At 69.8% G+C, this 21,320-nt stretch carries 20 protein-coding genes; 8 read left to right on the top strand and 12 right to left on the bottom strand.

Features of this window, described 5'->3' with window-relative positions:
* Positions 1 to 2 precede the first annotated feature (2 nt).
* Positions 3 to 1,133: a DegT/DnrJ/EryC1/StrS aminotransferase family protein gene (locus tag DMC61_RS03100; RefSeq protein ID WP_016330652.1), complete on the bottom strand. Its 1,131-nt coding sequence runs from the start codon at positions 1,131 to 1,133 to the stop codon at positions 3 to 5.
* Positions 1,134 to 1,257: 124 nt separating this feature from the next.
* Here DMC61_RS03100 and DMC61_RS03095 point away from each other — a divergent pair, with 124 nt between their 5' ends.
* A complete protein-coding gene (locus DMC61_RS03095; RefSeq protein ID WP_125686623.1) occupies positions 1,258 to 4,380 on the top strand; it encodes a BTAD domain-containing putative transcriptional regulator in 3,123 nt (1,040 codons plus the stop codon).
* Here DMC61_RS03095 and DMC61_RS03090 read toward each other — a convergent pair.
* Both DMC61_RS03090 and DMC61_RS03085 read right to left on the bottom strand, forming a co-directional pair.
* Positions 4,359 to 5,045, bottom strand: a complete 687-nt coding sequence (locus DMC61_RS03090; protein ID WP_125686621.1) for a hypothetical protein — start codon at positions 5,043 to 5,045, stop codon at positions 4,359 to 4,361. The two genes, DMC61_RS03095 and DMC61_RS03090, sit on opposite strands and share 22 nt — an antisense overlap.
* The gene (locus tag DMC61_RS03085; RefSeq protein WP_038507458.1) at positions 5,042 to 5,260 is read right to left on the bottom strand and encodes a hypothetical protein; all 219 of its coding nucleotides are present in this window, start codon (positions 5,258 to 5,260) and stop codon (positions 5,042 to 5,044) included. Before DMC61_RS03085 ends, DMC61_RS03090 begins: the two co-directional genes overlap by 4 nt.
* A 143-nt stretch (positions 5,261 to 5,403) precedes the next feature.
* Between DMC61_RS03085 and DMC61_RS03080 the strand changes: the two genes are divergently transcribed.
* Positions 5,404 to 6,495: a C45 family autoproteolytic acyltransferase/hydolase gene (locus tag DMC61_RS03080; RefSeq protein ID WP_125686620.1), complete on the top strand. Its 1,092-nt coding sequence runs from the start codon at positions 5,404 to 5,406 to the stop codon at positions 6,493 to 6,495.
* On the top strand, positions 6,492 to 8,024 hold the full coding sequence (locus DMC61_RS03075; RefSeq protein ID WP_125686618.1) for an MFS transporter: 1,533 nt from the start codon (positions 6,492 to 6,494) through the stop codon (positions 8,022 to 8,024). The genes DMC61_RS03080 and DMC61_RS03075 overlap by 4 nt, the downstream gene beginning before the upstream one ends.
* A gap of 199 nt (positions 8,025 to 8,223) precedes the next feature.
* On the opposite strand, the gene DMC61_RS03070 is transcribed toward DMC61_RS03075, so the two are convergent.
* Both DMC61_RS03070 and DMC61_RS03065 read right to left on the bottom strand, forming a co-directional pair.
* Entirely contained in the window at positions 8,224 to 8,712 is a 489-nt protein-coding gene (locus DMC61_RS03070) for a nuclear transport factor 2 family protein (RefSeq protein WP_125686616.1), read from the bottom strand.
* Positions 8,709 to 9,305, bottom strand: coding sequence for a TetR/AcrR family transcriptional regulator (locus tag DMC61_RS03065; RefSeq protein WP_125686614.1), 597 nt, complete (start codon positions 9,303 to 9,305; stop codon positions 8,709 to 8,711). Before DMC61_RS03065 ends, DMC61_RS03070 begins: the two co-directional genes overlap by 4 nt.
* An 80-nt stretch (positions 9,306 to 9,385) precedes the next feature.
* Between DMC61_RS03065 and lhgO the strand changes: the two genes are divergently transcribed.
* Entirely contained in the window at positions 9,386 to 10,570 is a 1,185-nt protein-coding gene (lhgO, locus tag DMC61_RS03060) for an L-2-hydroxyglutarate oxidase (protein WP_125686612.1), read from the top strand.
* Here lhgO and DMC61_RS03055 read toward each other — a convergent pair.
* From DMC61_RS03055 to serS, 3 genes are read right to left on the bottom strand one after another with little or no spacing between them, the layout of a single operon-like run.
* Positions 10,567 to 11,571: a DUF3558 family protein gene (locus DMC61_RS03055; RefSeq protein ID WP_125686610.1), complete on the bottom strand. Its 1,005-nt coding sequence runs from the start codon at positions 11,569 to 11,571 to the stop codon at positions 10,567 to 10,569. The genes lhgO and DMC61_RS03055 overlap by 4 nt on opposite strands.
* Positions 11,572 to 11,618: 47 nt before the next feature.
* A complete protein-coding gene (locus DMC61_RS03050) occupies positions 11,619 to 12,386 on the bottom strand; it encodes a DUF3558 domain-containing protein (RefSeq protein WP_125686608.1) in 768 nt (255 codons plus the stop codon).
* 24 nt (positions 12,387 to 12,410) lie between these two features.
* The gene (gene serS / locus DMC61_RS03045) at positions 12,411 to 13,679 is read right to left on the bottom strand and encodes a serine--tRNA ligase (RefSeq protein ID WP_076153332.1); all 1,269 of its coding nucleotides are present in this window, start codon (positions 13,677 to 13,679) and stop codon (positions 12,411 to 12,413) included.
* 133 nt (positions 13,680 to 13,812) lie between these two features.
* Between serS and DMC61_RS03040 the strand changes: the two genes are divergently transcribed.
* Positions 13,813 to 15,096, top strand: a complete 1,284-nt coding sequence (locus DMC61_RS03040) for an aspartate aminotransferase family protein (RefSeq protein WP_125686606.1) — start codon at positions 13,813 to 13,815, stop codon at positions 15,094 to 15,096.
* A 69-nt stretch (positions 15,097 to 15,165) separates the two neighbouring features.
* Here DMC61_RS03040 and DMC61_RS03035 read toward each other — a convergent pair whose 3' ends face one another.
* The 4 genes from DMC61_RS03035 to DMC61_RS03020 are packed head-to-tail and all read right to left on the bottom strand — an operon-like array spanning position 15,166 to position 18,399.
* Positions 15,166 to 16,071, bottom strand: coding sequence for a haloalkane dehalogenase (locus DMC61_RS03035; protein ID WP_125686604.1), 906 nt, complete (start codon positions 16,069 to 16,071; stop codon positions 15,166 to 15,168).
* A gap of 55 nt (positions 16,072 to 16,126) precedes the next feature.
* Entirely contained in the window at positions 16,127 to 16,579 is a 453-nt protein-coding gene (locus tag DMC61_RS03030; RefSeq protein WP_016330638.1) for a DUF350 domain-containing protein, read from the bottom strand.
* A 50-nt stretch (positions 16,580 to 16,629) separates the two neighbouring features.
* On the bottom strand, positions 16,630 to 17,796 hold the full coding sequence (locus DMC61_RS03025; protein ID WP_016330637.1) for a glutathionylspermidine synthase family protein: 1,167 nt from the start codon (positions 17,794 to 17,796) through the stop codon (positions 16,630 to 16,632).
* Positions 17,797 to 18,399, bottom strand: coding sequence for a hypothetical protein (locus DMC61_RS03020; protein ID WP_172843547.1), 603 nt, complete (start codon positions 18,397 to 18,399; stop codon positions 17,797 to 17,799). It abuts the gene before it with no gap.
* A gap of 94 nt (positions 18,400 to 18,493) precedes the next feature.
* Here DMC61_RS03020 and DMC61_RS03015 point away from each other — a divergent pair, with 94 nt between their 5' ends.
* From DMC61_RS03015 to DMC61_RS03005, 3 genes are all read left to right on the top strand, one after another.
* On the top strand, positions 18,494 to 19,474 hold the full coding sequence (locus DMC61_RS03015) for a septum formation family protein (protein ID WP_043848504.1): 981 nt from the start codon (positions 18,494 to 18,496) through the stop codon (positions 19,472 to 19,474).
* 4 nt (positions 19,475 to 19,478) lie between these two features.
* Positions 19,479 to 19,829: a metallopeptidase family protein gene (locus DMC61_RS03010; RefSeq protein WP_037333558.1), complete on the top strand. Its 351-nt coding sequence runs from the start codon at positions 19,479 to 19,481 to the stop codon at positions 19,827 to 19,829.
* Positions 19,830 to 20,044: 215 nt separating this feature from the next.
* Positions 20,045 to 21,304 carry an MFS transporter gene (locus DMC61_RS03005; RefSeq protein ID WP_125686602.1) on the top strand — a complete coding sequence of 420 codons (1,260 nt, stop codon included), beginning with the start codon at positions 20,045 to 20,047 and terminating at the stop codon, positions 21,302 to 21,304.
* Positions 21,305 to 21,320 lie beyond the last annotated feature (16 nt).

Below are 21,320 nucleotides of genomic sequence, written 5' to 3'. Positions count from 1 at the left end.
TCCTAGCTCGGCAGTGCGGCGCTGACGGTCCCGATGACCCGGTCGACCTGGGCATCGGTGAGGTTGGCGTGCATCGGGATGGCGAGGTGACGGGCGAAGAGGTCCGCCGATACCGGCAAGGTCTGCTTCTTGCCGTAGATGGGCTGGAGGTGCGAGGCGTAGGTGCCGAAGTTGCACTGCACGCCCTGCTCGCGGATCCGCAGCGCGAGCGCGTCGCGGTCGATCTCCGGGGCCACGGTGAGGATGTAGGCCTGCCACGGGTGCTCGCGGTCCGGCAGCTCCACCGGGACGTCGATACCGGGCAGATTCTCGAACGCCTCGTGGTAGCGCTTGGCCACCGAACGGCGGGCCGAGAGCAGGTCCGGGAGGCGGTCGAGCTGGACGTTCATGATCGCGGCCTGCACGTCCGAGAGCCGGAAGTTGTAGCCCAGCTCGTGGAACTCCGGGATCGGCAGCGCGCCGGAACCCTCACGGGTGATGGCGGGCTCGATGCCGTAGGTGTGCAGCTTGCGCGCGTGCGCGATGAGGTCTTCGCGGTCCGAGACCAGCGCGCCGCCTTCGCCCGCGGTGATGCCCTTGCGGCCGTGGAAGGAGAACGCGGCGAGGTCGGCGAGGCTGCCTGCCGGGCGGGTCTTGTACGTCGCGCCCGCGGCGCAGGCGGCGTCCTCGAACAGCCACAGGCCGTGCTTGTCGGCGATGGCGCGGTACTCGTCGAAGTCACCGGGCTGCCCGGCCACGTCGACGGCGAGGATGCCGACCGTGCGCGGCGTGATCAGCGCTTCGATCGACGCCGGGTCGGCGCTCCACACGTCCGGGCGGATGTCGGCGAACACCGGGGTCGCGCCTGCCTGGAGCACGGCGTGGCCGGTGGCGGGGAACGTGTAGTCGCCGACGATGACCTCGTCGCCCGGCTTCACACCGAGCACACGCAGCCCGAGGAAGAGTGCCGAGCCACAGTTGCTGGTGGTCAGGGCGTGCGCGGTGCCGACGGTCTTCGCGAAGCGTTCCTCGAAACGGCGGCAGGCGGGACCGGCACCGGCCAGCCAGCCGGACCGGAACACCTCCGCCACCGCGGCGAGCTCTTCGTCGCCGACGGTCGGCTGACCGAGGACCACGGGTTCGTGCTCAGACATTTCCTCTACCCTCTCCCGCCGCCCTCTCCCATTGCGTGGGGACCCGGCGAAGTGTATAGACGCCATTCGGCCGATCTCGGGCGGGCTGGATCCGCCCAGGTCAACGACGCCCTAGGGTGACGGCATGCGATTCGGCGTTCTGGGGGCGACGGAGGTGCGCCGCGAGGACGGCACCACCGTGCCGGTCGGCGGCCCGAGGGTCCGCACGCTGTTCGCGTTGCTCGCGCTGGAGGCGGGCCGGGTCGTCCCGGCGGAGCGGCTCATCGACGGCCTCTACGGCGAGCAGCCACCCGATGGGGTGGCGAACGCGCTGCAATCGCAGGTCTCGCGGCTGCGCGGCGCGCTGAAGGAGCTCGCGCCCGTCGAGTTCAGCCCGGCGGGTTACCGCCTCGTCGTGGACCCCGACGACGTCGACGTCCACCGGTTCGAGCGGCTCGCCGCCGAGGGCCGACGCGCTCTCGCGACGGGAGACGCCGCGAAAGCGGCTGAGCTGCTTCGTGACGCTCTCGGTCTCTGGCGCGGTCCGGCGTTCGCGGACATCACCGACGCGCCGTTCCGGGATCCGCAGGTCACGCGGCTGAACGAGCTGAAGACGTCGGCGATCGAAGACCGTGTCGAGGCCGCTCTCAAGCTCGGGAGACACGAAGACGTCCTCGGCGAGCTTCGCGAGGTCATCGACGAGCAGCCGCTACGGGAACGGCCCCGCGCGCTGCTGATCCGCGCCCTGCACGCCGCCGGCCGTCAGGCCGACGCGCTGACCGCGTTCGAGGACGCCCGCCGGATTTTGGCCGACGAGCTCGGCGCCGACCCCGGACCGGAACTCGCCGCCGCGCATCTGGCCGTGCTGCGGGGTGAGACGCCGCCGGTTAAAACCACAACCGCGCCACTTCCCGCGCAGCTCACCAGTTTCATCGGTCGCGAAGGCGACCTCCGGCACGTGCTCGGGCAGCTGGACCGCTCGCGGCTCGTGACGCTGACCGGTCCCGGCGGGACGGGCAAGACCAGGCTGGCCATCGAGACCGCTGCCGCGATGGACCTCCCGGCGGTCTTCGTCGAGCTCGCGCCGTACACCGAGGAGCCGGACGTCGCCCACGCCGTGCTGACCGCGCTCGGTCTGCGGACGGTCCCGCTCGGGGCGGTCACCGCGCCGGTGGAGAACGCGCCGCTGGACCGGCTGATCGACGCGCTGGCCGATCGGGCGGTGCTGCTGGTGCTCGACAACTGCGAGCATCTGGTCGAGGCCGCCGCGAAGCTGGCCGCCCGGCTGCTCGGCGCGGCCCCGGCCCTGCGGGTGCTCGCCACCAGCCGTGAACCGCTGGGCATCACCGGCGAGGTCGTCTCCCCCGTGCCGAGGCTCGCCGTGCCGCCGCCGGGCACGCCGCCCGCCCGGTCGCTGGACTTCGCCGCCGTCCGGCTGTTCGCCGACCGCGCGCGGGCCGGCGACCCGGGATTCGCCGTGGACGACACCACCGCGGGCGACGTCCAGCGGGTCTGCGCCGCGCTCGACGGATTGCCGCTGGCCATCGAACTCGCCGCCGCACGCGTGCGGACACTGCCGATCGGCGAGATCGCGGCCAGGCTGGACGACCGGTTCGGGCTGCTCTCGCGGGGCAGCCGGGCCGCCGAGAGCAGGCATCGCACCCTGCGCGGCGTCGTCGAGTGGAGCTGGGATCTGCTCGACGAGGACGAGCGTCTGCTGGGCAGGCGGCTGACGGTCTTCGCGGGCGGCACGACACTGGCCGACGCCGAAGCGGTCTGCGCCGTACCGGACATCGCTGAGCTGCTTCCGTCCCTTGTGGACAGATCACTCGTCGAACGCGGCGGCGACCGGTACCGGATGCTCGAAACGATCCGGGCCTTCTTCGCCGGGAAACTCACCGAAGCGGGCGAAACCGAGCAAGTGCGGCGCAGGCACGCCGAGCATTTCCTCGCCCTCGCCGAGGAAGCGGATCCGAAGCTGCGCACCGGCGACCAGCTGCGCTGGCTCGACCGTCTCGACGCCGCCTACGACGATCTCCTCGCCGCGTTGCGCTGGGCCGCCGAATCCGACCCGCGGCTCGCGCTCCGGCTTTCGGCTTCGCTGGTGACGTACTGGTGGATGCGCGGTCGCCGGTTCGAGGGCTCGACGCTGTGCTTGGAAGTGGTCAAACGGCTCGGAGAGCGGGCGCCGGACGGTCTCGAAGAGGAACACCAGCTCTGCGTGCTCACCGCCGCCGCGGGGCTGCGGGGCCACGAGGCGCTCGACCGGCACCTGCCGCTGGTGGAAGGCCTCATGCTGAGCCTCGTCAAGGCGCCCCGGAACCCGGCGCTGCTGCTGTTGATGGGGGTCGTCAGCGGCCCGCCCGGTGACGACGACGCGCTGATCGAACGCAGCCGGGCGCTGCTGGCGAACAGTGACGCTTGGAGTCTCGCCCTCGCGCCGACCGGCTACGGCCTCCGCGCGATGATGCAGGGCGATCTCGACACGGCGGAGGAATTCCTGCGCGAGGGGGCGCAGGCGTTCCGCTCGATCGGGGAACGCTGGGGCCTTTCCATGGCCCTCGACCATCTGTCACAGACCCTGATCTGGACGAACCGGCAGGCCGAAGCCCTCGAAACGATGAACGAGGCCCTGCGGCTGATGCGGGAACTCGGCGCGTCCGACGACAACGCGGATCTGTTGTGCCGTCGCGGCGGAAGCAAACTACTTCACGGCGACGCGGCGGGCGCGCGGGCGGATCTCGAACTCTCCATCGAGATCGCGCGCCGGGCCGGGATGCCCGAAAGCCGGGCGGCCGGGTATGTCGGGCTGTCGGTGCTCGCCCGGCACGAGGGCGATCTGACGGCGGCCCGCGCGTTGAGCGAACGCGCGCTCGCGGAGTGTTCCGGTGGTTCGTTCGCGGCCGAAGGGGTGCGTGCCGGCGCGAAGATCTCGCTCGGCTGGGTGCTGGCCGCCGAGGGCGACGCCGACGGGGCCGAGGAACTGCACCGGCTGGCGCTGGTGTCGGCGGACCGCTGGCACGACAGCATCACCATGGCCTGCGCCGTCGAAGGCCTCGCGGGGGTCGCGCTGCTGCGGGGCGACGCCGAGCGGGCGGCGGTCCTGATCGGGGCGGCGGTGACCATCCGGGGCACCTCGTTCGCCGTCGATCTGGACGCCGCCCTGCTCAGGACGACCGTGCGGCAGCGGCTCGGGGACGATTTCGACCGGGCCTATCGCCGAGGGCTCGGCGTGCGCGGCGCCGCTCAATTGACCGGGAAACTCTGACCGCCTGCCAGCTGGATCCCCTGGGGCGCGAAGCGGCCGACGGCGCCGGCGAGGTGACGCTGGTCGAGCTCGCTGTCCTGGACCGCGACGTACAGCGGCGCCGCGTTGTTCGGGACGGCGCCGAGCCGGGTCATCCCGGGGCCGACCGGGTCGATGGTGAGCCGGGCGACGTCACGCCATGGCACGACGGTCCGCTCGATCCGGACGCCCACCGCGTCCAGTTCGAAGAGCACCCACTGCTGGTCGTGCAGCGACTTCACGTAGGCGATGGTGCCGACGCCGCCGGCGATCAGGACGACGCGCAGCGCACCGGGCGCCTCGATCGCACCGAGCAGGGCGGCGACCCCGAGGAAGGCCACCAGGAGCCCGGTCAGCTTCGCGGCGCCGACCAGGCCCGCGTTCGGTTTGTGCACCCGGAACCGCACGTTGCGCGTCAGGTGTTTGGTGAGCACCCCGCCGCCGACCGCGGCGGCCAGCCCGAGCATCGTCACCACCAGCGAAACCGGCGAGAAGTCCGCGAAGACGTTGTAGCCGGCGATCAGTGCGACGAAGCCGCCCACGACGGCCAGCATCAGCGCGAGCTTTCCCTTGCGCACGTCCTGTTCGCGGCGTTGGAGCGAGGCCTGGTCGGGTGCGGCGAGGAAGCCGCCATCGATGTTCCTCATCGGGCGTCACGCTGTGCTTCCGCAGCCGCACGGCGTTCACGCTGGCGACGGTCGAGGACGTACAGCAGGGCGCCGGCACCGGCGCTGACGACGGCGTAGAGCAGGTCCTGCAGGCCGTCCTCCGGGTAGCCCGTGGAGAACTCGACCATCGCGAGCGCGACGAAGAGGACGCTGATGACGGCCCCGCCGATGATGTAGACCTTGTTGCTGAGCATGGTTTCCCTCGCTTGTCGTTGCCTTGGTGGGACCACTTTCGCGCGGGGCACATGACATTCCGATGACAAACACTGACAGGCACTGACAGACGCCGTCAGCCATCGGTGCGCGGACGGTCAGCGGTCGCGGAGACCCTCCGGACATGACTTACGCAGCTGGATCTCCCGAAGACTTCCTCGCCGTGCGGCATCTGACGTTGCGCGGCTCCCAGGCCGAGATCGGCCGGGCGCTCGGCGCCGAAGTGAAGGCGCGCTCGGACTGGTCGCCGTCGTCGCTCGACCCGGTCGTCGCCAGGGCACGGCGAACCTGGTTCACCCGGAACTGGCCCGAGTACGCCGGACGCCTGGCCGGGTTCGCCGAGGCCTACGGGCTCCCGGCCGACGCGGCGGTCTCCTTCGACGACGCGAGCGCGCTGCCCGCCGGATCGGGGTGTTCGGCGCTGTGGACGGGGAGCGCGCTCGGCCGGAACTACGACTTCTTCACCATGAGCTGGACCCAGCTGGGTGCGGTGCTGGCCGGGCAGGAACCCGTCGACGACGGGACCGTTCCGATGGCGTCGCGGCCCTACGTCCTGACGACGATCCCGGACGACGGCATCGCCTCGACCGCGCTGACGATGGCCACGATGGACGGTGCGACGGAAGGGGTCAACGAGGCCGGGCTGGTCGTCGCGTTGCTGATGGCCGACGTCGAGACGGCCATGCCGCTGGAACACGGTCCGCAGGCGGGCCTGTCGGTGCTGCAGGTGTGCCGGTATCTGCTGGACACCTGCGAGAACGTCGACGAGGCCAAGGAAGCGCTGATGCTCGCCAAGCAGTACGCGCACGGCGCGCCCTGTCACTACATCGTCGCCGACGCCTCCGGCCGCGGCTTCGTCTACGAACGCGGAGCGCACGACGTCGAGTACTTCGTCGAGGTGGCCGACGGACCGCTGTGCGTCACGAACCACCTGCTGCACCGGCACCCGGACATCGACGCGCTGCCGGAGGACACGCCGGAGACCATGCGCACCTACGAGCGGCTGCGCACCGTCACCAAGGAGGCGGGCGCCGGACCGCGTGCCGCGCTCGACGCGGTGTCGTTCGCGGTCGAGCCCGGTGCGCCGTGGCGGACGTTGTGGCGCAGTGTCCTCGACCCGGCGGCCCGCACCATGAGCACGCGGTTCTACCTCGGTGACGGCGACAACGGCACCGCGCGGAACTCGCCCGAACTCACCTTCGGGGTGTCGCGGTGACCATCGGCAAGGGCCGCAAGATCGGCACGGTCGCGGTCTGCGTGCTCGCGCAGTTGCTGATCGCGATCGACCTGACGGTGCTCCATCTGGTGCTGCCGTCGCTTTCGGAGCAGATGCATCCCTCGACGACGGAACTGCTGTGGATCGCCGACGCGTACGGTTTCGCGCTCGCCGGGCTGCTGATCACGATGGGGAACATCGGCGACCGCGTCGGCCGGAAGAAGCTGCTGCTGATCGGGGCGTCGCTGTTCGGGGTCGCTTCGGTGATCACGGCGTACGCGCCGACGGCGGAACTCCTGATAGCCGCCCGCGCGCTGCTCGGGGTCGCCGCCGCGACGCTGATGCCGTCGACCCTGTCGATCGTGCGGAACGTGTTCACCGGCAAGGAACGCGCGGCCGTGATCGGGATTTCGAGCGGGCTGACGATCCTCGGTTTCGGCATGGGGCCGCTCGTCGGCGGTTTCCTGCTCGACCATTTCTGGTGGGGTTCGGTGTTCCTGGTCAACGTGCCGGTGGTGGTGGTCATGGTGATCGCGGGCGCGTTGATCCTGCCCGAGTCGAAGAACCCGGCCCCTGGCCGGATCGACGTCCTCAGCGTGCTGTTGTCGATCGTCGGCATGGTCGGGATCGTCTACACGATCAAGGAAGTGGCGTACAAGGGCTGGGGACACTGGGATGTCGCGGTCGCCGCGGTGCTCGGGCTCGGCTGTCTGCTGGCGTTCGTCCTGCGGCAGCCGCGGCTGGCCGAACCGCTGATGGACCTGAAGCTGTTCGCGCGGCGGGCGTTCTCGGCGACCGTCGGCACCACCATCGTGGCGATGTTCGCGCAGCTCGCGGTCTCGCTGATGTTCGCGCAGTACCTGCAGCTGGTGGCGGGCTGGTCGCCGCTGAAATCCGGGCTCGCCGGGCTGCCCGGCATGGGCGGCGCGATCCTCGGCGGCGTGCTCGCGCCGTTCGGGATCAAGCTCTTCGGCCGCGCGGTCACCATCGCGCTGGGCTGCGCGTTGTCGGCGGTCGGGTTCGCGTTGTACTCGGGGATCGGCGTGACGATCGTCTACACGGATCTGCTGGCGGCGATGATCATCTTCGGCGTGGGGCTGGCGCTGATCCTCACCGTCGCGACGGACACGGTGCTCGGTGTCGTGCCGAAGGCCGGCGCGGACGCGGCGTCGGTGATCTCCGAGACGGCGACCGAACTCGGTGGGGCGCTGGGGATCGCCGTCCTGGGCAGTGCGCTCGGCGCGCTGTACCGGAGCGAACTCGTCATCCCGCCGGGTGTGCCGCCGGAGGCGATCTCGGACACCCTCGGCGGCGCCGTCCAGGTCGCGGCCCAGCTGCCACCCGAACAGGGGGCTTTGGTGCTGGCCAACGCGAAACTGGCGTTCGTCGACGGGTTGCAGGTGACGATGCTGTGCTCGGCGGGGTTGATGGCGGTGCTGGCGGTGAGCGCCCTGTTCACGTTGCGCGGGGTGCCGAAGGTCCTCGAAGACCCGGAAGAGGAACCTGCTCCGGTCCCTGTGGCCGCGTGAAGTGTCATGAACGACCCTTTCCTGACGTTTTTCGTCAGGAAAGGGTCGTTCATGACATCCGTCAGCGGGGTTTCAGGCACTCATTGTCCATAAGGGACTCTTCCCGGGACGGGATGGACGGCGCGCGTGATTGGACGGACGACGAGCGTGTCGTCCGTCCGATCACGCGTGTCGTCCGTCTGATCACGCGTGTCGTCCGTCAGCGGGGGCCGGCGAGCGGGACGGCGCGCCGGTCACCCGACCGCACCATGGCCAGCAAGGGTTTCGCGGCCACCGCGAGCAGCCGCGCCGCGAAGGTGCGGCCGTTGCGGCGCGCGATGTCCGGGCCGAAGGCGTCCATCAGCGCGACGAGCCCGGGCAACGGCCGCACGAACAGCGTCACCTCGGTGATCAGCCCGTCTTTGCCGAGTTTCAGCACCGCCGCCTCTTCGATCTCCTCGCCGCGGATATGCGCGGTATAGACGACGAGGCGCGTCTCGCCGTCCCCGGTGTCGGTGTGGAACCGGACGTCGCGCAGATGCGCGTAGGCGACTTCCAGCAACGGCTTGAGTTCCGCGTGCCCGCTGAACCGGACCCGGCTCGTCAGCGGCGAGTGCACGACGGCGTCCGGCGCGAAGACGCTCAGCGCGAGGTCCACGTCCCGGGTCTCGAGTGCCCGGCGGTACCGCTCGGTGGTTTCGATGCTCATCGGTCCTCCTGGATCAGGTTCCCCAGGCCGCGCCACAACAGATCCGTCGTGAGCGCGACGACTTGCTCCCGCGGGATGTCGCGGTTGTCCCACCACCAGGTGGCGATGGCGTTCAGTGCGCTCTTCGCCGCTTCGGCGAGCGCTTCGTTCGCGCGGTCGCGCGGCAGGTCCGCGGTCAGCGCCAGGCCGGGGACCCGGCCGAACACCTCGGTCAGTTGCGCGGTCGAGCGGGCCTGACCACGCCGGTGCACCTCGGCGACGCCCTCGTCGGACGGCGTCTCGGCGAAGATCATCCGCCAGCCGCGTTCGTTCGCCTCCATCCAGGCGAAGATCGCCGCCACCCTGGCGTGCAGCAGTTCCTCGGCGGTGTCCGATGGCGGCAGCTCCGCCCAGCCCGCCAGCAGGCTGTCCACTTCGGACTCCAGCAGGCCTGCGTACAGCGCCGCCTTGGACGGGAAATGGTCGTAGAGCACCGGCGTGCTGATCCCCGCCGCCGTCGCGACCTCGCGCATCCCCGCCGCGTCGTACCCGGACGCGGCGAACACCCGCGCCGCCGCGGCCAGGATCCGCTCCCGGCGCTCTTCCCTGCTCAACCGCTTACCTGACATTTGTCAGGTACGGTACCACCTAACCTGACGGCTGTCAGGTAGCGCTCCGGGTAACCTGGTCGATCGTGCGCACAGTCGTAGTCATCGGAGGCGGGATCGTCGGTCTCGCCACCGCCTGGGAGCTGACCAAACGAGGTCTGGACGTCACGGTGCTCGAGAAGGAGGACCGCTGGGCGGCCCACCAGACCGGGCACAACTCGAACGTCGTGCACGCCGGGCTCTACTACAAGCCGGGTTCCTTCAAGGCCAGGATGTCCACCGCGGGCAATCGGTCCATTGTGGACTTCGCGAGGCAGTACGGGGTGCCGGTCGAGGTCTGCGGCAAACTGGTCGTCGCCACCGCCGAAGCCGAGCTTCCGGCGCTCAAGGTGCTCGCCGAACGCGCGGAGGCCAACGGGGTCCCGGCCAAGCTGATCACCCCGAGCGAGGCCCGCGAGTACGAGCCCGAGGTCTCGTGCGTCGCCGCGTTGCGCGTGGAGTCCACCGGCATCATCGACTTCCCCGCGGTCTGCTCCGCGCTGGTACGGCTGCTCGACGAGTCCGACGCCGACCTGCGGCTCGGCACACCCGCGCTGGGTATCCGCCCCGGCCGCACCGGCGGTGTCGAGGTGGCGACCGGCGACGACGTGCTCCACGCGGACGCCCTCGTCAACTGCGCGGGCCTGCACGCGGACCGGATCGCCCGGCTCGCCGGGCTCACCCCGGGCGCGCGGATCGTGCCGTTCCGCGGCGAGTACTACGAACTGAAGCCCGAACGCCGCCATCTGGTGCGGGGCCTGATCTACCCGGTCCCCGACGCGTCGCTGCCGTTCCTCGGCGTGCACCTGACCCGCATGCTCGACGGCAGCGTGCACGCCGGCCCCAACGCCGTGCTCGCGCTGCGGCGCGAGGGCTACACCTGGCGCGACATCTCCGCGAAGGACCTCGCCGAAGTCGCCCGCTTCCCCGGCGTCTGGCGGCTCGCGCGCAAGTACGCGTACCCGACCGGGCTCGACGAGGTCCGCCGGTCGTTCTCCCGCCGTCGTTTCGCCGAAAGCCTCGCGCGGCTCGTGCCCGCCGTCACCGAGGACGACATCGTGCGGCACGGCTCCGGTGTCCGGGCACAGGCGCTGCGCCCGGACGGCTCACTCGTCGACGACTTCCTGATCGAGACCGCGCGGAACCAGGTGCACGTCCTCAACGCGCCCTCACCGGCGGCGACGAGCGCGCTGGAGATCGCGAAGCACATCGCCGACGAGGTGACCGGCTAGGACGACGGCGGCAGGTTCGCGTTGAGCAGCGGGACCGCGGCCTTGATCACTTCGCACGCCTTCGCGGGGTCGTCGAGGTTGCCCGCGATGATCGCCACCGTCGATGTCGGGGTGATCGCGATACCCGCCGCGCACAGTTTGCTGCCCGATTCGGTGTAGAGCTTCCATTTGCGGTCGCCCGAGTCGAAATCCTGCGGTTGGCCCTGCGAGATCAGCGTCGGAGTCTCGTCCATCGGCTTCGTCGTGTAGAACCAGAGGTCGAAGGCCTTCTCGCCCTTCTCGCCGTCCGTGTCGGCCCACTCGCAGCCGAACTGGTTCGGGTCGGCGCTGGACTTCATCGGTTCGCCGGTGGGGGCGAGCCGCAACTGGGCGGTCTGCTCGGGCTTGAGCATGGCGCACGGGTCGGTGCTCACGAGCGGCCCGCCCGGCTCGGCGGGCTTCTGCCCCGGCGGGGCGGTGATCTGCGGGTTCTGCTCCCCACCCGGCAGCTTCGACGCGATCGCGGGGGCCGCCGCCTTGGCGAGGTCGCACGCGTTGGCCTCGGTGTGGTCGGGGCTTTCGCTGGTGATCTCCACGAACGAGTCCGGCGTGATCTCCGTGCTCAGCGAGCAGTAGGTCGGCCCGAGGATGGTCGCGTACCGCGTCCAGGTGAAGCCGCCGATGCCGAACTTCTCGCCCGGCTGGGCACCGTTCATGTACTCGTTCAGCGGCAGGTCCTTGCTCAGCGAGACCTCGAGGTTCGACGCCTTGCGCACGTCCTCCGGCTCGCGGAACCGGCAGGTCGCGGGGACCTTCTGTTCGGGTTTGGCCGGGCGCTCCGCTCCGGGATAGGTGACTCCCAGCGCTTTCGCGTGTTCCTCCGAGAGGAGGCCGCACGGTTCGGCCTTCGTGATGACGGGTCCCTGTCCGGGCACCGGCGAAGCCGTACCGGCGACCGTCGACGTGCAGCCGCCGAGCGTCACCACCGCCAGCCCGATCGCGAGCGAGTTACGAAACCGCATGCGTCCCCTCCTCATCGGCTCGCACACTACTTGTGCGCGGCCGCCGTTCACGAACCGGCGGGCAGCGCGGCGCTCACCGTCGGCAGCGCGGCCCGCAGCAGGTCACAGGCTTTCGTCTCGTCGTCCCAGTGGCCGCTGGAGACCTTCACGGTGGACGTCGCGCTGATCGGCGTCGCGGCCGTGCAGTACTTCGTGGCGGTGTCGGACCGGACCGTCCACTTGCGACCTCCGAGGTCGGTCTCCTCGGGGGTGCCCTGGAGCCCGGCGACGGCCGTCGCGAGGAAGAGCGTCACGTTCAGCGGACGCTGCCCCTTGTCGCCGTCGGAGTCCTTCCACTCGCAGCCCTTGTCCTCGGGATTTGCCAGATTGGCCGGATCCACCGGCGTGCCCGGGGCGATGGCCAGCTTCGCGGCTTCGTCGGGCTTCTTCTGCCCGGGCGGCGGGACGATCTTCGGGTTCGGCTCGCCGCCGGGCAGCTTCGACGCGATCGCGGGGGCCGCGGCGAGCGCGAGATCGCAGGCCGTCGGGCCGAGCGGGGACGCGTAGCGCGTCCAGGTGAAGCCGCCGATGCCGAACTTCTCACCGGGCAGGGCGCCCGCGTGGAAGTCGTTCAGCGGGATGTCGGCGCTTTGCGTGATCGACAGGGACACGCCGCGCGGCGTGTCGTCGCGTTCGGACAGGTACGGCGCCGCCTTGGTGAGCACCGGCCCCTGGCCGGGCACCGGCGACGCCGTACCCGAGATCGTCTCGGAACATCCGCCGAGCAGGAGGACCGCCGCGGACAGCGCGGTGATCGACTTGCGACGGCGGTTCATTCGGGTCCCTCCTCGGTGCGGACCCTACTTCGATGCCGGCGTGAGCACCTCGGTTCCGCCGAGGAAGGGACGAAGCGCCTCCGGCACCCGGACCGAACCGTCTTCGAGCTGGTGGTTCTCCAGGATCGCGACGATCCACCTGGTGGTGGCGAGCGTGCCGTTCAGCGTGGCGACGGTCTGCGGGCGGCCGTCGTCGTCGCGGTAACGGATGCCGAGGCGGCGGGCCTGGAACGTCGTGCAGTTCGACGTCGAGGTCAGCTCGCGGTAGGTCCCCTGCGACGGCACCCAGGCCTCGCAGTCGAACTTCCGGTACGCCGACGTGCCGAGATCGCCGGTGGCGGTGTCGATCACCCGGTACGGGACCTCGATCTTGGCGAGCATCTGCTCTTCCCAGTCCAGCAGGCGCGCGTGCTCGGCCTCGGCGTCCTCGGGACGCGTGTAGACGAACATCTCGACCTTGTCGAACTGGTGCACGCGGATGATGCCGCGGGTGTCCTTGCCGTACGAACCGGCCTCGCGGCGGTAGCAGGAAGACCAGCCCGCGTACCGCTTCGCGCCCTTGCCGAGGTCGAGGATCTCGTCGGCGTGGTAGCCGGCGAGCGGGACCTCGGAGGTGCCGACGAGGTACAGGTCGTCGTCGCGCAGCCGGTAGACCTCCGACGAGTGCGCGCCGAGGAACCCGGTGCCCGCCATGATCTCCGGCCGCACCAGGGTCGGCGTGATCATCGGGGTGAAGCCGTTCGCGGTCGCCTGCGCGATCGCCATGTTCAGCAGGCCGAGCTGGAGCTGGGCGCCGACGCCGGTGAGGAAGTAGAACCGCGAGCCCGAGACCTTCGCGCCGCGCTCCATGTCGAGCGCGCCGAGGCCCTCGCAGAGTTCGAGGTGGTCCTTCGGCTCGAAGTCGAACTTCTTCGGCTCGCCGACGTGCTTGAGCACGACGTAGTCGTCCTCGCCGCCTTCGGGCGCGTCGGGGTGGACGAGGTTCGGCACCAGGCGGTGCAGCTGCTCGAACTCCTCCGACGCCTCGGTCTGCTCGACCTCGGCCGTCTTGACCTGGGCGGCGAGCTCCTTCGCCTTGGCGAGGAGCCCGGCCCGCTCGTCGCCCTGCGCCTTCGGGATGAGTTTGCCCAGCGACTTCTGCTCGGCGCGCAGCTTGTCGGCGGCGGCGATGGAGGACCGGCGGCGGGAGTCGAGGGAGAGCAGCTTGTCGACCACTCCTTCGTCCTCGCCACGGGCACGCTGCGAAGCGCGCACGACGTCCGGTTCATCGCGCAGAGTCCTGGGGTCAATCACGAGTGCTGAGGGTAGTCCGTGCGAGTCGCACAAAATGTGCGGGTCCGGGCGGATAACCCGACAGTCTGATCGTTGCCGCCCGTTTCGGCCGCTCCCCATACTGAGATCTCCCTGCTGCGGACGGAGAAACCCGATGACCGATGCGGACCTGCTGGCGCGGCACAAGGCGGTGCTGCCGTCGTGGCTGGCGCTCTACTACGACGAGCCGATCGAGATCGTGCACGCGCAGGACCGCCGGGTCATCGACTCGACCGGGCGCACCTACCTCGACTTCTTCGCGGGCATCCTGACGAACTCGATGGGCTACGACGTCTCGGCGATCAGCGACGCCGTGCGCAAGCAGCTCGACACCGGGATCCTGCACACGTCGACGCTGTACCTGATCCGCTCGCAGGTCGAACTGGCCGAGCGCATCGCGAAGCTCTCCGGCATCCCCGACGCGAAGGTGTTCTTCACCAACTCCGGGACCGAAGCCAACGACACCGCGCTCATGCTCGCCACCCAGTACCGGCGCAGCAACCAGGTGCTGGCGATGCGGAACTCGTACCACGGGCGGTCGTTCGCGACGGTCGGCATCACCGGCAACCGCGGCTGGTCGGCGTCGTCGCTCAGCCCGGTGAAGGTGAGCTACGTGCACGGCGGCTACCGGTACCGCAGCCCGTTCCGCGAGCTTTCGGACACCGAGTACATCGACGCGTGCGTCGCGGACCTCGTGGACGTCCTGGAGACGGGTACTTCGGGCGACGTCGCCTGCATGATCGCCGAGCCGATCCAGGGCGTCGGCGGCTTCAGCTCACCTCCGGACGGCCTGTTCAAGGCGATGAAGGAGGTCCTCGACCAGTACGGGATCCTGTTCATCTCCGACGAGGTCCAGACCGGCTGGGGACGGACCGGGGAACACTACTGGGGGATCCAGGCGCACGACGTCGTCCCCGACGCGATGACCTTCGCGAAGGGGCTCGGCAACGGCCTCGCCATCGGCGGTCTCGTCGCGCGCGGCGACCTCGTCGACTGCCTGACCGCGAACTCGATCTCGACCTTCGGCGGCAACCCGGTCGCGATGGCGGGCGCGGCCGCGGTGCTCGACCACATCGCCGAGGGCGACCTGCAGGCCAACGCGCTCGCCCGCGGCAACGAACTGCTCGACGGCCTGCGCGCGGCCGGGAACCCGCTGATCGGGGACGTGCGCGGCAAGGGGCTGATGATCGGCGTCGAGCTGGTCGAGCCGGGCGGCATGACGCCGAACCCGGGCGCCGCGGCGCGGATGATGGAGGAGACCAAGGCGCGGGGGCTGCTGATCGGCAAGGGCGGGCTGCACGGCAACGTGCTGCGGATCGCGCCGCCGATGACGCTGACCGCCGAAGAGGCCGCGGAGGGTCTCGGGATCATCGTGGACGCGCTGGCCGCCGTCTCCTGACAAGTGTCATGAACGACCCTTTCCTGACGTTTTCCGTCAGGAAAGGGTCGTTCATGACATCCACGGGGATCAGGAGCGGGCGAAACGGGCAATGACCTCGCCCAGCCGCACGCCGGCGTCCTCCTGCAGGAAGTGACCGGCCCCGGTGATCGTCGGATGCTCCAGCTCGCGGGCGCCGCGCATCGAACCCCGCAGTTCGAGGCCCCACGGCGCGGTGATCGGGTCGCCGTCGGAGAACGAGACCAGGAACGGCTTGTCCAGTTCGGACAGCACCTTGAGCGCGGCCCGGTTGGCGGCCGAGGCCGGATCCTCCGGGGTGATCGGCACCAGCGACGGCATCGCGCGCGGCGCGGCCTTGTACATCTCGTTCGGGAAGGGCGCGTCGTAGGCGGCGCGGACCTCGTCGCTCAGCTTGGTCTGACAACCCGACTGGACGAACCGCCCGATGTCGATGACCTGGGCGTTCTCCATGGCGTCGCGGAACTTGTGCCAGAGCTCGGGCATGTCGGTGTCGCCGGTGGGCAGGCCGGTGTTGGCCGCGACGACCCTGGCGAACCGGTCGGGGTTCTCGGCGACCAGCCGCAGGCCGATCAGTCCGCCCCAGTCCTGGCCGACCAGGGTGACGTCGGTCAGGTCGAGCACGTCGAAGGCGAACGCGCGCATCCACTCGACGTGCCGCTGGTAGGTGTGGTCGACCATGTCGCCGGGTTTGTCGGAGCGGCCGAAGCCGACCAGGTCGGGCGCGATGGCGCGCAGCCCGGCGTCGGCGAGCACCGGGATGACCTTGCGGTAGAGGTAGGACCACGTCGGCTCGCCGTGGAGCAGGAGGACGGGCGGTCCGTCCTCGGGTCCGGCCTCCACGTAGCCCACTCTGATCACGCCGCCGTGAAGGTCGACGAGTTCCGCGTAGCGCGGTTCGAAGTCGAAATCGGGCAGGTCCGAAAACCGGTCGTCCGGTGTCCTTAAAAGGCGCACGACTCCCACGTTAGTGGGAATCGTGCGCCTATGCCGCTTTCAGTGCGTCAGAAAGTCACGAGATGGCAACGGCCACGATGAGGCCGAGCGCCAGGTGCGCGGAGGCCACGACGACGCTGGCCGGGGCGAACTTCTCGCTTTCGATGGTCGAGCGGATGTCGATCCGGGTCGCCCACTCCAGCAGCCGGACGGCGGCCACCTGCACGATGATCCCGAGCAGGCCGTAGACCAGCGAGGTGATGAGGCCCTCGGTCAGGTCGCTGGCGGAGTTCGCGATCGCCACGACGATGATGAACGCCATCGACAGCAGGCCCGACGCGGTGACGATGACCGCGTTCGGCAGGCCGCGGGTGACCAGCTGGGACAGCTTGCCGGGCGTGGTCCAGTCGATCGCCCAGAACCCGGCGAACATCATCAGCAGGCCGACGACGCCGTACAGCAGGATCGCGCCGATCCCTCGCACGAGGTCGGAGCCGAACGTGTCGGACAGCGCAAGGGTGGTGGTCACAGGGGTTCTCCAGGAAGTCAGGAAATGTCAGGTTTGTGCGGTTGCTTCTATCACGTCTCGATGATGCGGTGCGGGACGAACGCCGCACCGTCGTCCGTGACGAGTCCCGCGGTCTCGCGGATACCGAGACCGGCGGCCTGGTCCCCGACGATCCACGCGCCGAGCGCGGGCCGGTAACCCTGGAACTCCGGAAGCGGGTCGAACGCCTGGTAGACGTACCCTTCCGCGCCGTAGACCCCGTCGGTCTGCGTCTCGTAGCCGGTGGCGACGATCTGCACGTTCGCGCCCTCGCGGCCGAGTTTCGGCTTGCGGACGTACTCGGTCAGCAGGCCGGGGTCGTCGGCGAAGGCGGGCAGCAGGTTCGGATGGCCCGGGTAGTTCTCCCACAGGATCGCGAGCAGCGTCTTGTTGGAGAGGATCATCTTCCACAGCGGCTCGACCCACAGCGTGCGCGGCATGGTCTCCACGGCGAAGCGGCCGAACTCCTCGTCGACCACCCATTCCCACGGGTAGAGCTTCACCACGGTCGCCATCTGCGCCTCTTCGAGGTCGACGAACCGCTTGAGCACCGGATCCCAGCCGATCTCCTCGATCGACAGGCCGACGGTGTCGAGCCCGGCCTCGGCCGCGGTCTCCTGCAGGTACGCCGTCGTCACGTGGTCCTCACCGGACGGATCGGCCGAAGACCAGGTGAAGTGCAGTTCATTCGAGGGCAGCTTGTCGGCGAGTTCGCCCCAGCGCTCGACGAGCTTCTCGTGGATCGAGTTCCACTGGTCGTCTTCGGGGAAGACGGCGGTCTTCCAGTGCCACTGCAGCACCGCGGCCTCGAGCAGCGAGGTCGGGGTGTCGGCGTTGTATTCGAGCAGCTTCGCCGGGCTCTTGCCGTCGTAGCGCAGGTCGAACCGGCCGTAGACGTGCGGATCCTGCCGCTTCCACGACTCCGCGATATGCGGCCAGACCCACTCCGGGATGCCGAAGCGGTGGTACTGCTCGGTGGTGATCACGTTGTCGACCGCTTCGAGGCACATCGAGTGCAGCAGTTCCACGTCCGCCTCGACCGACAGGATCTCGTCCATGTCGAAGACGTAGTGGACCGACTCGTCCCAGTACGGCCGGGACTTGCCGGAGCCGTCACGGGCGGGCGTGCCGAAGACCAGACCCTGCTCTTCGACGATGTTCTGCCAGTCCCGCCGGGGCGGCTTGGAATCCCGGTACACCTACGAGCCCCCGCTCTTGCCGCTGCCGCCGCTCTTGCCGCTGATGCCGAACCCGCCGCGCTGGACGGACTTGCCCGACTTCGTGCTGATGTTCGCGCCCGACGGCGCGGTGTACGAGCCGCCGGACACGCGCTGCCCGATGGTCCCGGTGCCGCCGTAGTTGTAGCGGTAGCTGTTGTATCCGCCGCCGCCCGGAATCGGGATGAAGAAGAAGCCACCGGAGTGGTAGCCGCCGTGCGACGTCACGTACCGCTCGTCGCAGTTGTCGTCCTGGTCGACGATGCCGTCCTTGGTGGTGCAGACGGCCGTGACGTTCTCCGGCTTCGCGACGGTGTAGAACGTCGCGACCAGGCCGACCAGGCCGACGGTCACGCCGGTACCGATCAGGATCTTCTTCTTGGTCGAAGACTTCTTTTCGGCCGCGCGGGCGGCCTCGGCGGCAAGCGCCTCCTGGCGCTCCTGCTCCGCCAGCGCCTGCTGGCGTGCCCGCTGCTCGGCCAGCGACGGCTGCCGCGCCTGCGTGCTGCTGTCCTGGAAGCGCATGGTGCCGCGCTTCGGCGGCTCCTGAGGCGCTTGTGCCCCCTGGTTGTCATCCTGCGTCATCGAAGCTCCGTAATCGCCCGCCGGCCCGAACTCGTGTCCAACACTAACCACCCGGTACGCGCACCTTACGTGCGGCGCGGGCATCATGGAGTGGATGTCTCAACAGGCCGAGCGGTTCCGTGACCCGCGAAACGCGCTGAGCACCCTGCGCACCCGGCTCGTCATGGCCGGTGTGTTCGTGGGCGCGATCATCGCGCTTTCGCTGAGTGTGGCGTTTTCGTGGAACGTGGGCCCGGAGGGCGGTGCGGGCGGCGGCGCCCCCAAACTGTCGCCCGCCGCGGCCGAGGCGTTCCAGTCTCCCCCTGGCACCTGTCTGACCTGGAACAACCCGGACGCCACCGACGCGCGGCGCGTGCCGTGCGCGGAGTCCCACCTGTTCGAGGTCACCAGCATCGTCGACATCGGCGCGCAGTACCCGCCGGGGGTGCCGAGCCCGAACCTGGAGCAGTGGCAGGAGATCTCCCGGTCGCAGTGCACTGTGGACGTCAAGCCGTACCTCGGCCGCAACCTCGATCCCTACGGCAAGCTGAGCATGAACCTGCTCCGGCCGACGCCCGCGCAGTGGGCCGACGGCGACCGGCAGTTGCGCTGCGGCCTCCAGTGGGCGGGCCAGGGCGGCAAGCTGCAGCCGACCAAGGGGCCCGCCAAGGAGCAGGACCAGTCCGCGGTGTGGGAGCCGGGCACCTGCCTCGCGCTGCTCAACAACAGCTTCGGCGACCCGATCGACTGCGCGCAGGCGCATTCGTACGAGATCTTCGCGACGCTCGACCTCAAGACGAAGTTCAAGGACGGCTACCCGTCGCAGGAGCAGCAGAACACCTGGCTGGACACCGAGTGCTCGACGGCCGCGCAGGAGTACAGCGGCAACGCGGACCTGGCGGCGAAGAAGCTCATCATCAGCTGGGACGTCCGCGAGCAGGAGAGCTGGGACGCCGGGTCGACGCTGGTGAACTGCAAGGTGGCGGCGGTCCTGCCGGACAACAAGGGGCTGGCGCCGGTCACCGGGAGCGTCAAGGTCGGCACCGGCGAGTCCCCGCCGCCGTCGTCTTCCTCACCGCCGAAGACCGGAGGGTGATCAGGTGCCCGTCGAGATGACCCAGCAGCGTTTCGAAGAGCTGGTTTCGGAGGCACTGGACGAGCTCCCACCCGAATTCGCGGACGCCATGGACAACGTCGTGGTGCTCGTGGAGGAGTTCAACGAGGAGTCGCCCACGATCCTCGGGCTCTATCACGGGGTCGCGCTGACCGAGCGGACCCACGAGTACGGAGGGGTGCTGCCCGACCGGATCTCGATCTACCGGCGCCCGCTGTTGCAGATGTGCGACACCGAGGAGGACGTCGTCGAGGAGGTGCTGATCACGGTGGTCCACGAGGTCGGCCACCATTTCGGCATCGACGACGAGCGGCTGCACGAACTCGGGTGGGGCTGAGCCGCCGCGCGGGTGATAGCAAAGGTCCCTTGCTCTCCCCGCGACGGATTCCGCGCCGGGGGCCGCATGGTCGGTGATTTTTGTGCGTGGAGCACCAAGGGTTCTCCGGATTCTTAACTGGGTGTAACAACCCCGCCACTTTGGGCGACAGCCCCGCTAAACTTTTCGACACGTTGTCGCCGGCCGTCGCCGGCGAATGCCTGGGGAGGCGGTGCATGGCCGAATCGACGGTGCGAAGGAGGAGCGACCGGCGGTTGCGCTGGCTGCTCGCGTCCAGCGCGGCGTCGAACCTCGGCGACGGCATCGGCAAGGTCGCGTTCCCTCTGCTCGCGGTCACCCTGACCCGGGATCCGCTGCTCATCGCCGGGCTTTCGGCGACCCAGTTCCTGCCGTGGCTGCTGTTCGCGCTCCCGGCGGGCGCGCTGCTGGACCGGGTCGACCGGCGGCGGGCGATGATCCTCGCGAACGGCGTCCGCGCGGTGGTCGTCGGCGGGACGGCCGCGCTGGTCGCCGCGGGCGGCGTGACGATCTGGATGGTCTACGCCGCCGCCCTGCTCATCGGCTTCGCGGAGGTGGTCGCCGACAGCGCCGCGAACGTGCTCATCCCGGCGGTCGTCGGCGAGGGTTCGCTCGACGGCGCGAACAGCAAGCTCCAGGCCACCGAGATCGTCGGCCAGACCTTCCTCGGCGGGCCGGTCGGCAGCGCCACCTTCGCGCTCTTCGCGACCTTCCCGTTCTTGCTCAACTCGGTGGGCTTCGCGATCGCGGCGGTCGTGCTGATCGGCCTCGCCGGGAGTTACCGGCCGCGAACCGCCGAGCGCGCCACCACCGACCTCCGCACCGAACTGGCGGAGGGTTTCCGCTGGCTGAAGCGAAGTCGGCTGGTGCTGCGCCTGGTGGTCCTCGCCGGGGCGATCAGCCTGGTCAGCGAACTCGCGCAGGCGCAGCTGGTGCTGTACGCGATCGAGTACCTGCGCCTCAGCGAAGCGGCCTTTGGGCTCTTCGCGTTCGTCGGCGGTATCGGCGGTCTGCTCGGCGCCGCCCTCGCTCCGCGGCTGGTGAAGGCGTTCAGCCGTCGCGCGGTGCTGCTCGGCGGCACGGCCTGCTGCGGCGCGGCGTTCACCGGCATGGGCCTGACGAGCTCGCCGGTGGCCGGGGCGGCGCTGTTCGGCCTGTTCGCGGCGGCCGTCGTCGCGGTGAACATCGTGCTCGGGACGGCACGGCACACCCTCGTCCCCGGCGACCTGCTCGGCCGGGTGCTGGGCGTGTGGCGCACCGTCGTGTGGGGCGCTATCCCGATCGGCGCCCTGCTCGGCGGCGTCCTCACCCACGCCCTCGGTTCCCCGGCCCGGACGTTCCTCACGTCCGGGCTGCTGCTGTTCGGCGTAGCCGGTTTCGCGTTCGTCTCGTTACGGCCCGGCGCCTTCGATGACGAATCGGCCACGGAGGAGCGGGTTCTCCACCAAGACCGGTGAAAACCAAGGTCTTTGG

This window comes from Amycolatopsis sp. WAC 04169, from assembly GCF_003947535.1.
Classification (GTDB): Bacteria; Actinomycetota; Actinomycetes; order Mycobacteriales; family Pseudonocardiaceae; genus Amycolatopsis; species Amycolatopsis keratiniphila.
This window is presented reverse-complemented; position numbering and strand designations above follow the sequence as displayed.

Coding starts and splice junctions, on each gene's coding strand:
- DMC61_RS03100 (WP_016330652.1), bottom strand. CDS start 1,133: ATGTCTGAGCACGAACCCGTGGTCCTCGGTCAGCCGACCGTCGGCGAC.
- DMC61_RS03090 (WP_125686621.1), bottom strand. CDS start 5,045: ATGAGGAACATCGATGGCGGCTTCCTCGCCGCACCCGACCAGGCCTCG.
- DMC61_RS03085 (WP_038507458.1), bottom strand. CDS start 5,260: ATGCTCAGCAACAAGGTCTACATCATCGGCGGGGCCGTCATCAGCGTC.
- DMC61_RS03005 (WP_125686602.1), top strand. CDS start 20,045: ATGGCCGAATCGACGGTGCGAAGGAGGAGCGACCGGCGGTTGCGCTGG.
- DMC61_RS03055 (WP_125686610.1), bottom strand. CDS start 11,571: ATGCGGTTTCGTAACTCGCTCGCGATCGGGCTGGCGGTGGTGACGCTC.
- DMC61_RS03080 (WP_125686620.1), top strand. CDS start 5,404: ATGACTTACGCAGCTGGATCTCCCGAAGACTTCCTCGCCGTGCGGCAT.
- DMC61_RS03015 (WP_043848504.1), top strand. CDS start 18,494: ATGTCTCAACAGGCCGAGCGGTTCCGTGACCCGCGAAACGCGCTGAGC.
- DMC61_RS03070 (WP_125686616.1), bottom strand. CDS start 8,712: ATGAGCATCGAAACCACCGAGCGGTACCGCCGGGCACTCGAGACCCGG.
- DMC61_RS03050 (WP_125686608.1), bottom strand. CDS start 12,386: ATGAACCGCCGTCGCAAGTCGATCACCGCGCTGTCCGCGGCGGTCCTC.
- DMC61_RS03040 (WP_125686606.1), top strand. CDS start 13,813: ATGACCGATGCGGACCTGCTGGCGCGGCACAAGGCGGTGCTGCCGTCG.
- DMC61_RS03020 (WP_172843547.1), bottom strand. CDS start 18,399: ATGACGCAGGATGACAACCAGGGGGCACAAGCGCCTCAGGAGCCGCCG.
- DMC61_RS03095 (WP_125686623.1), top strand. CDS start 1,258: ATGCGATTCGGCGTTCTGGGGGCGACGGAGGTGCGCCGCGAGGACGGC.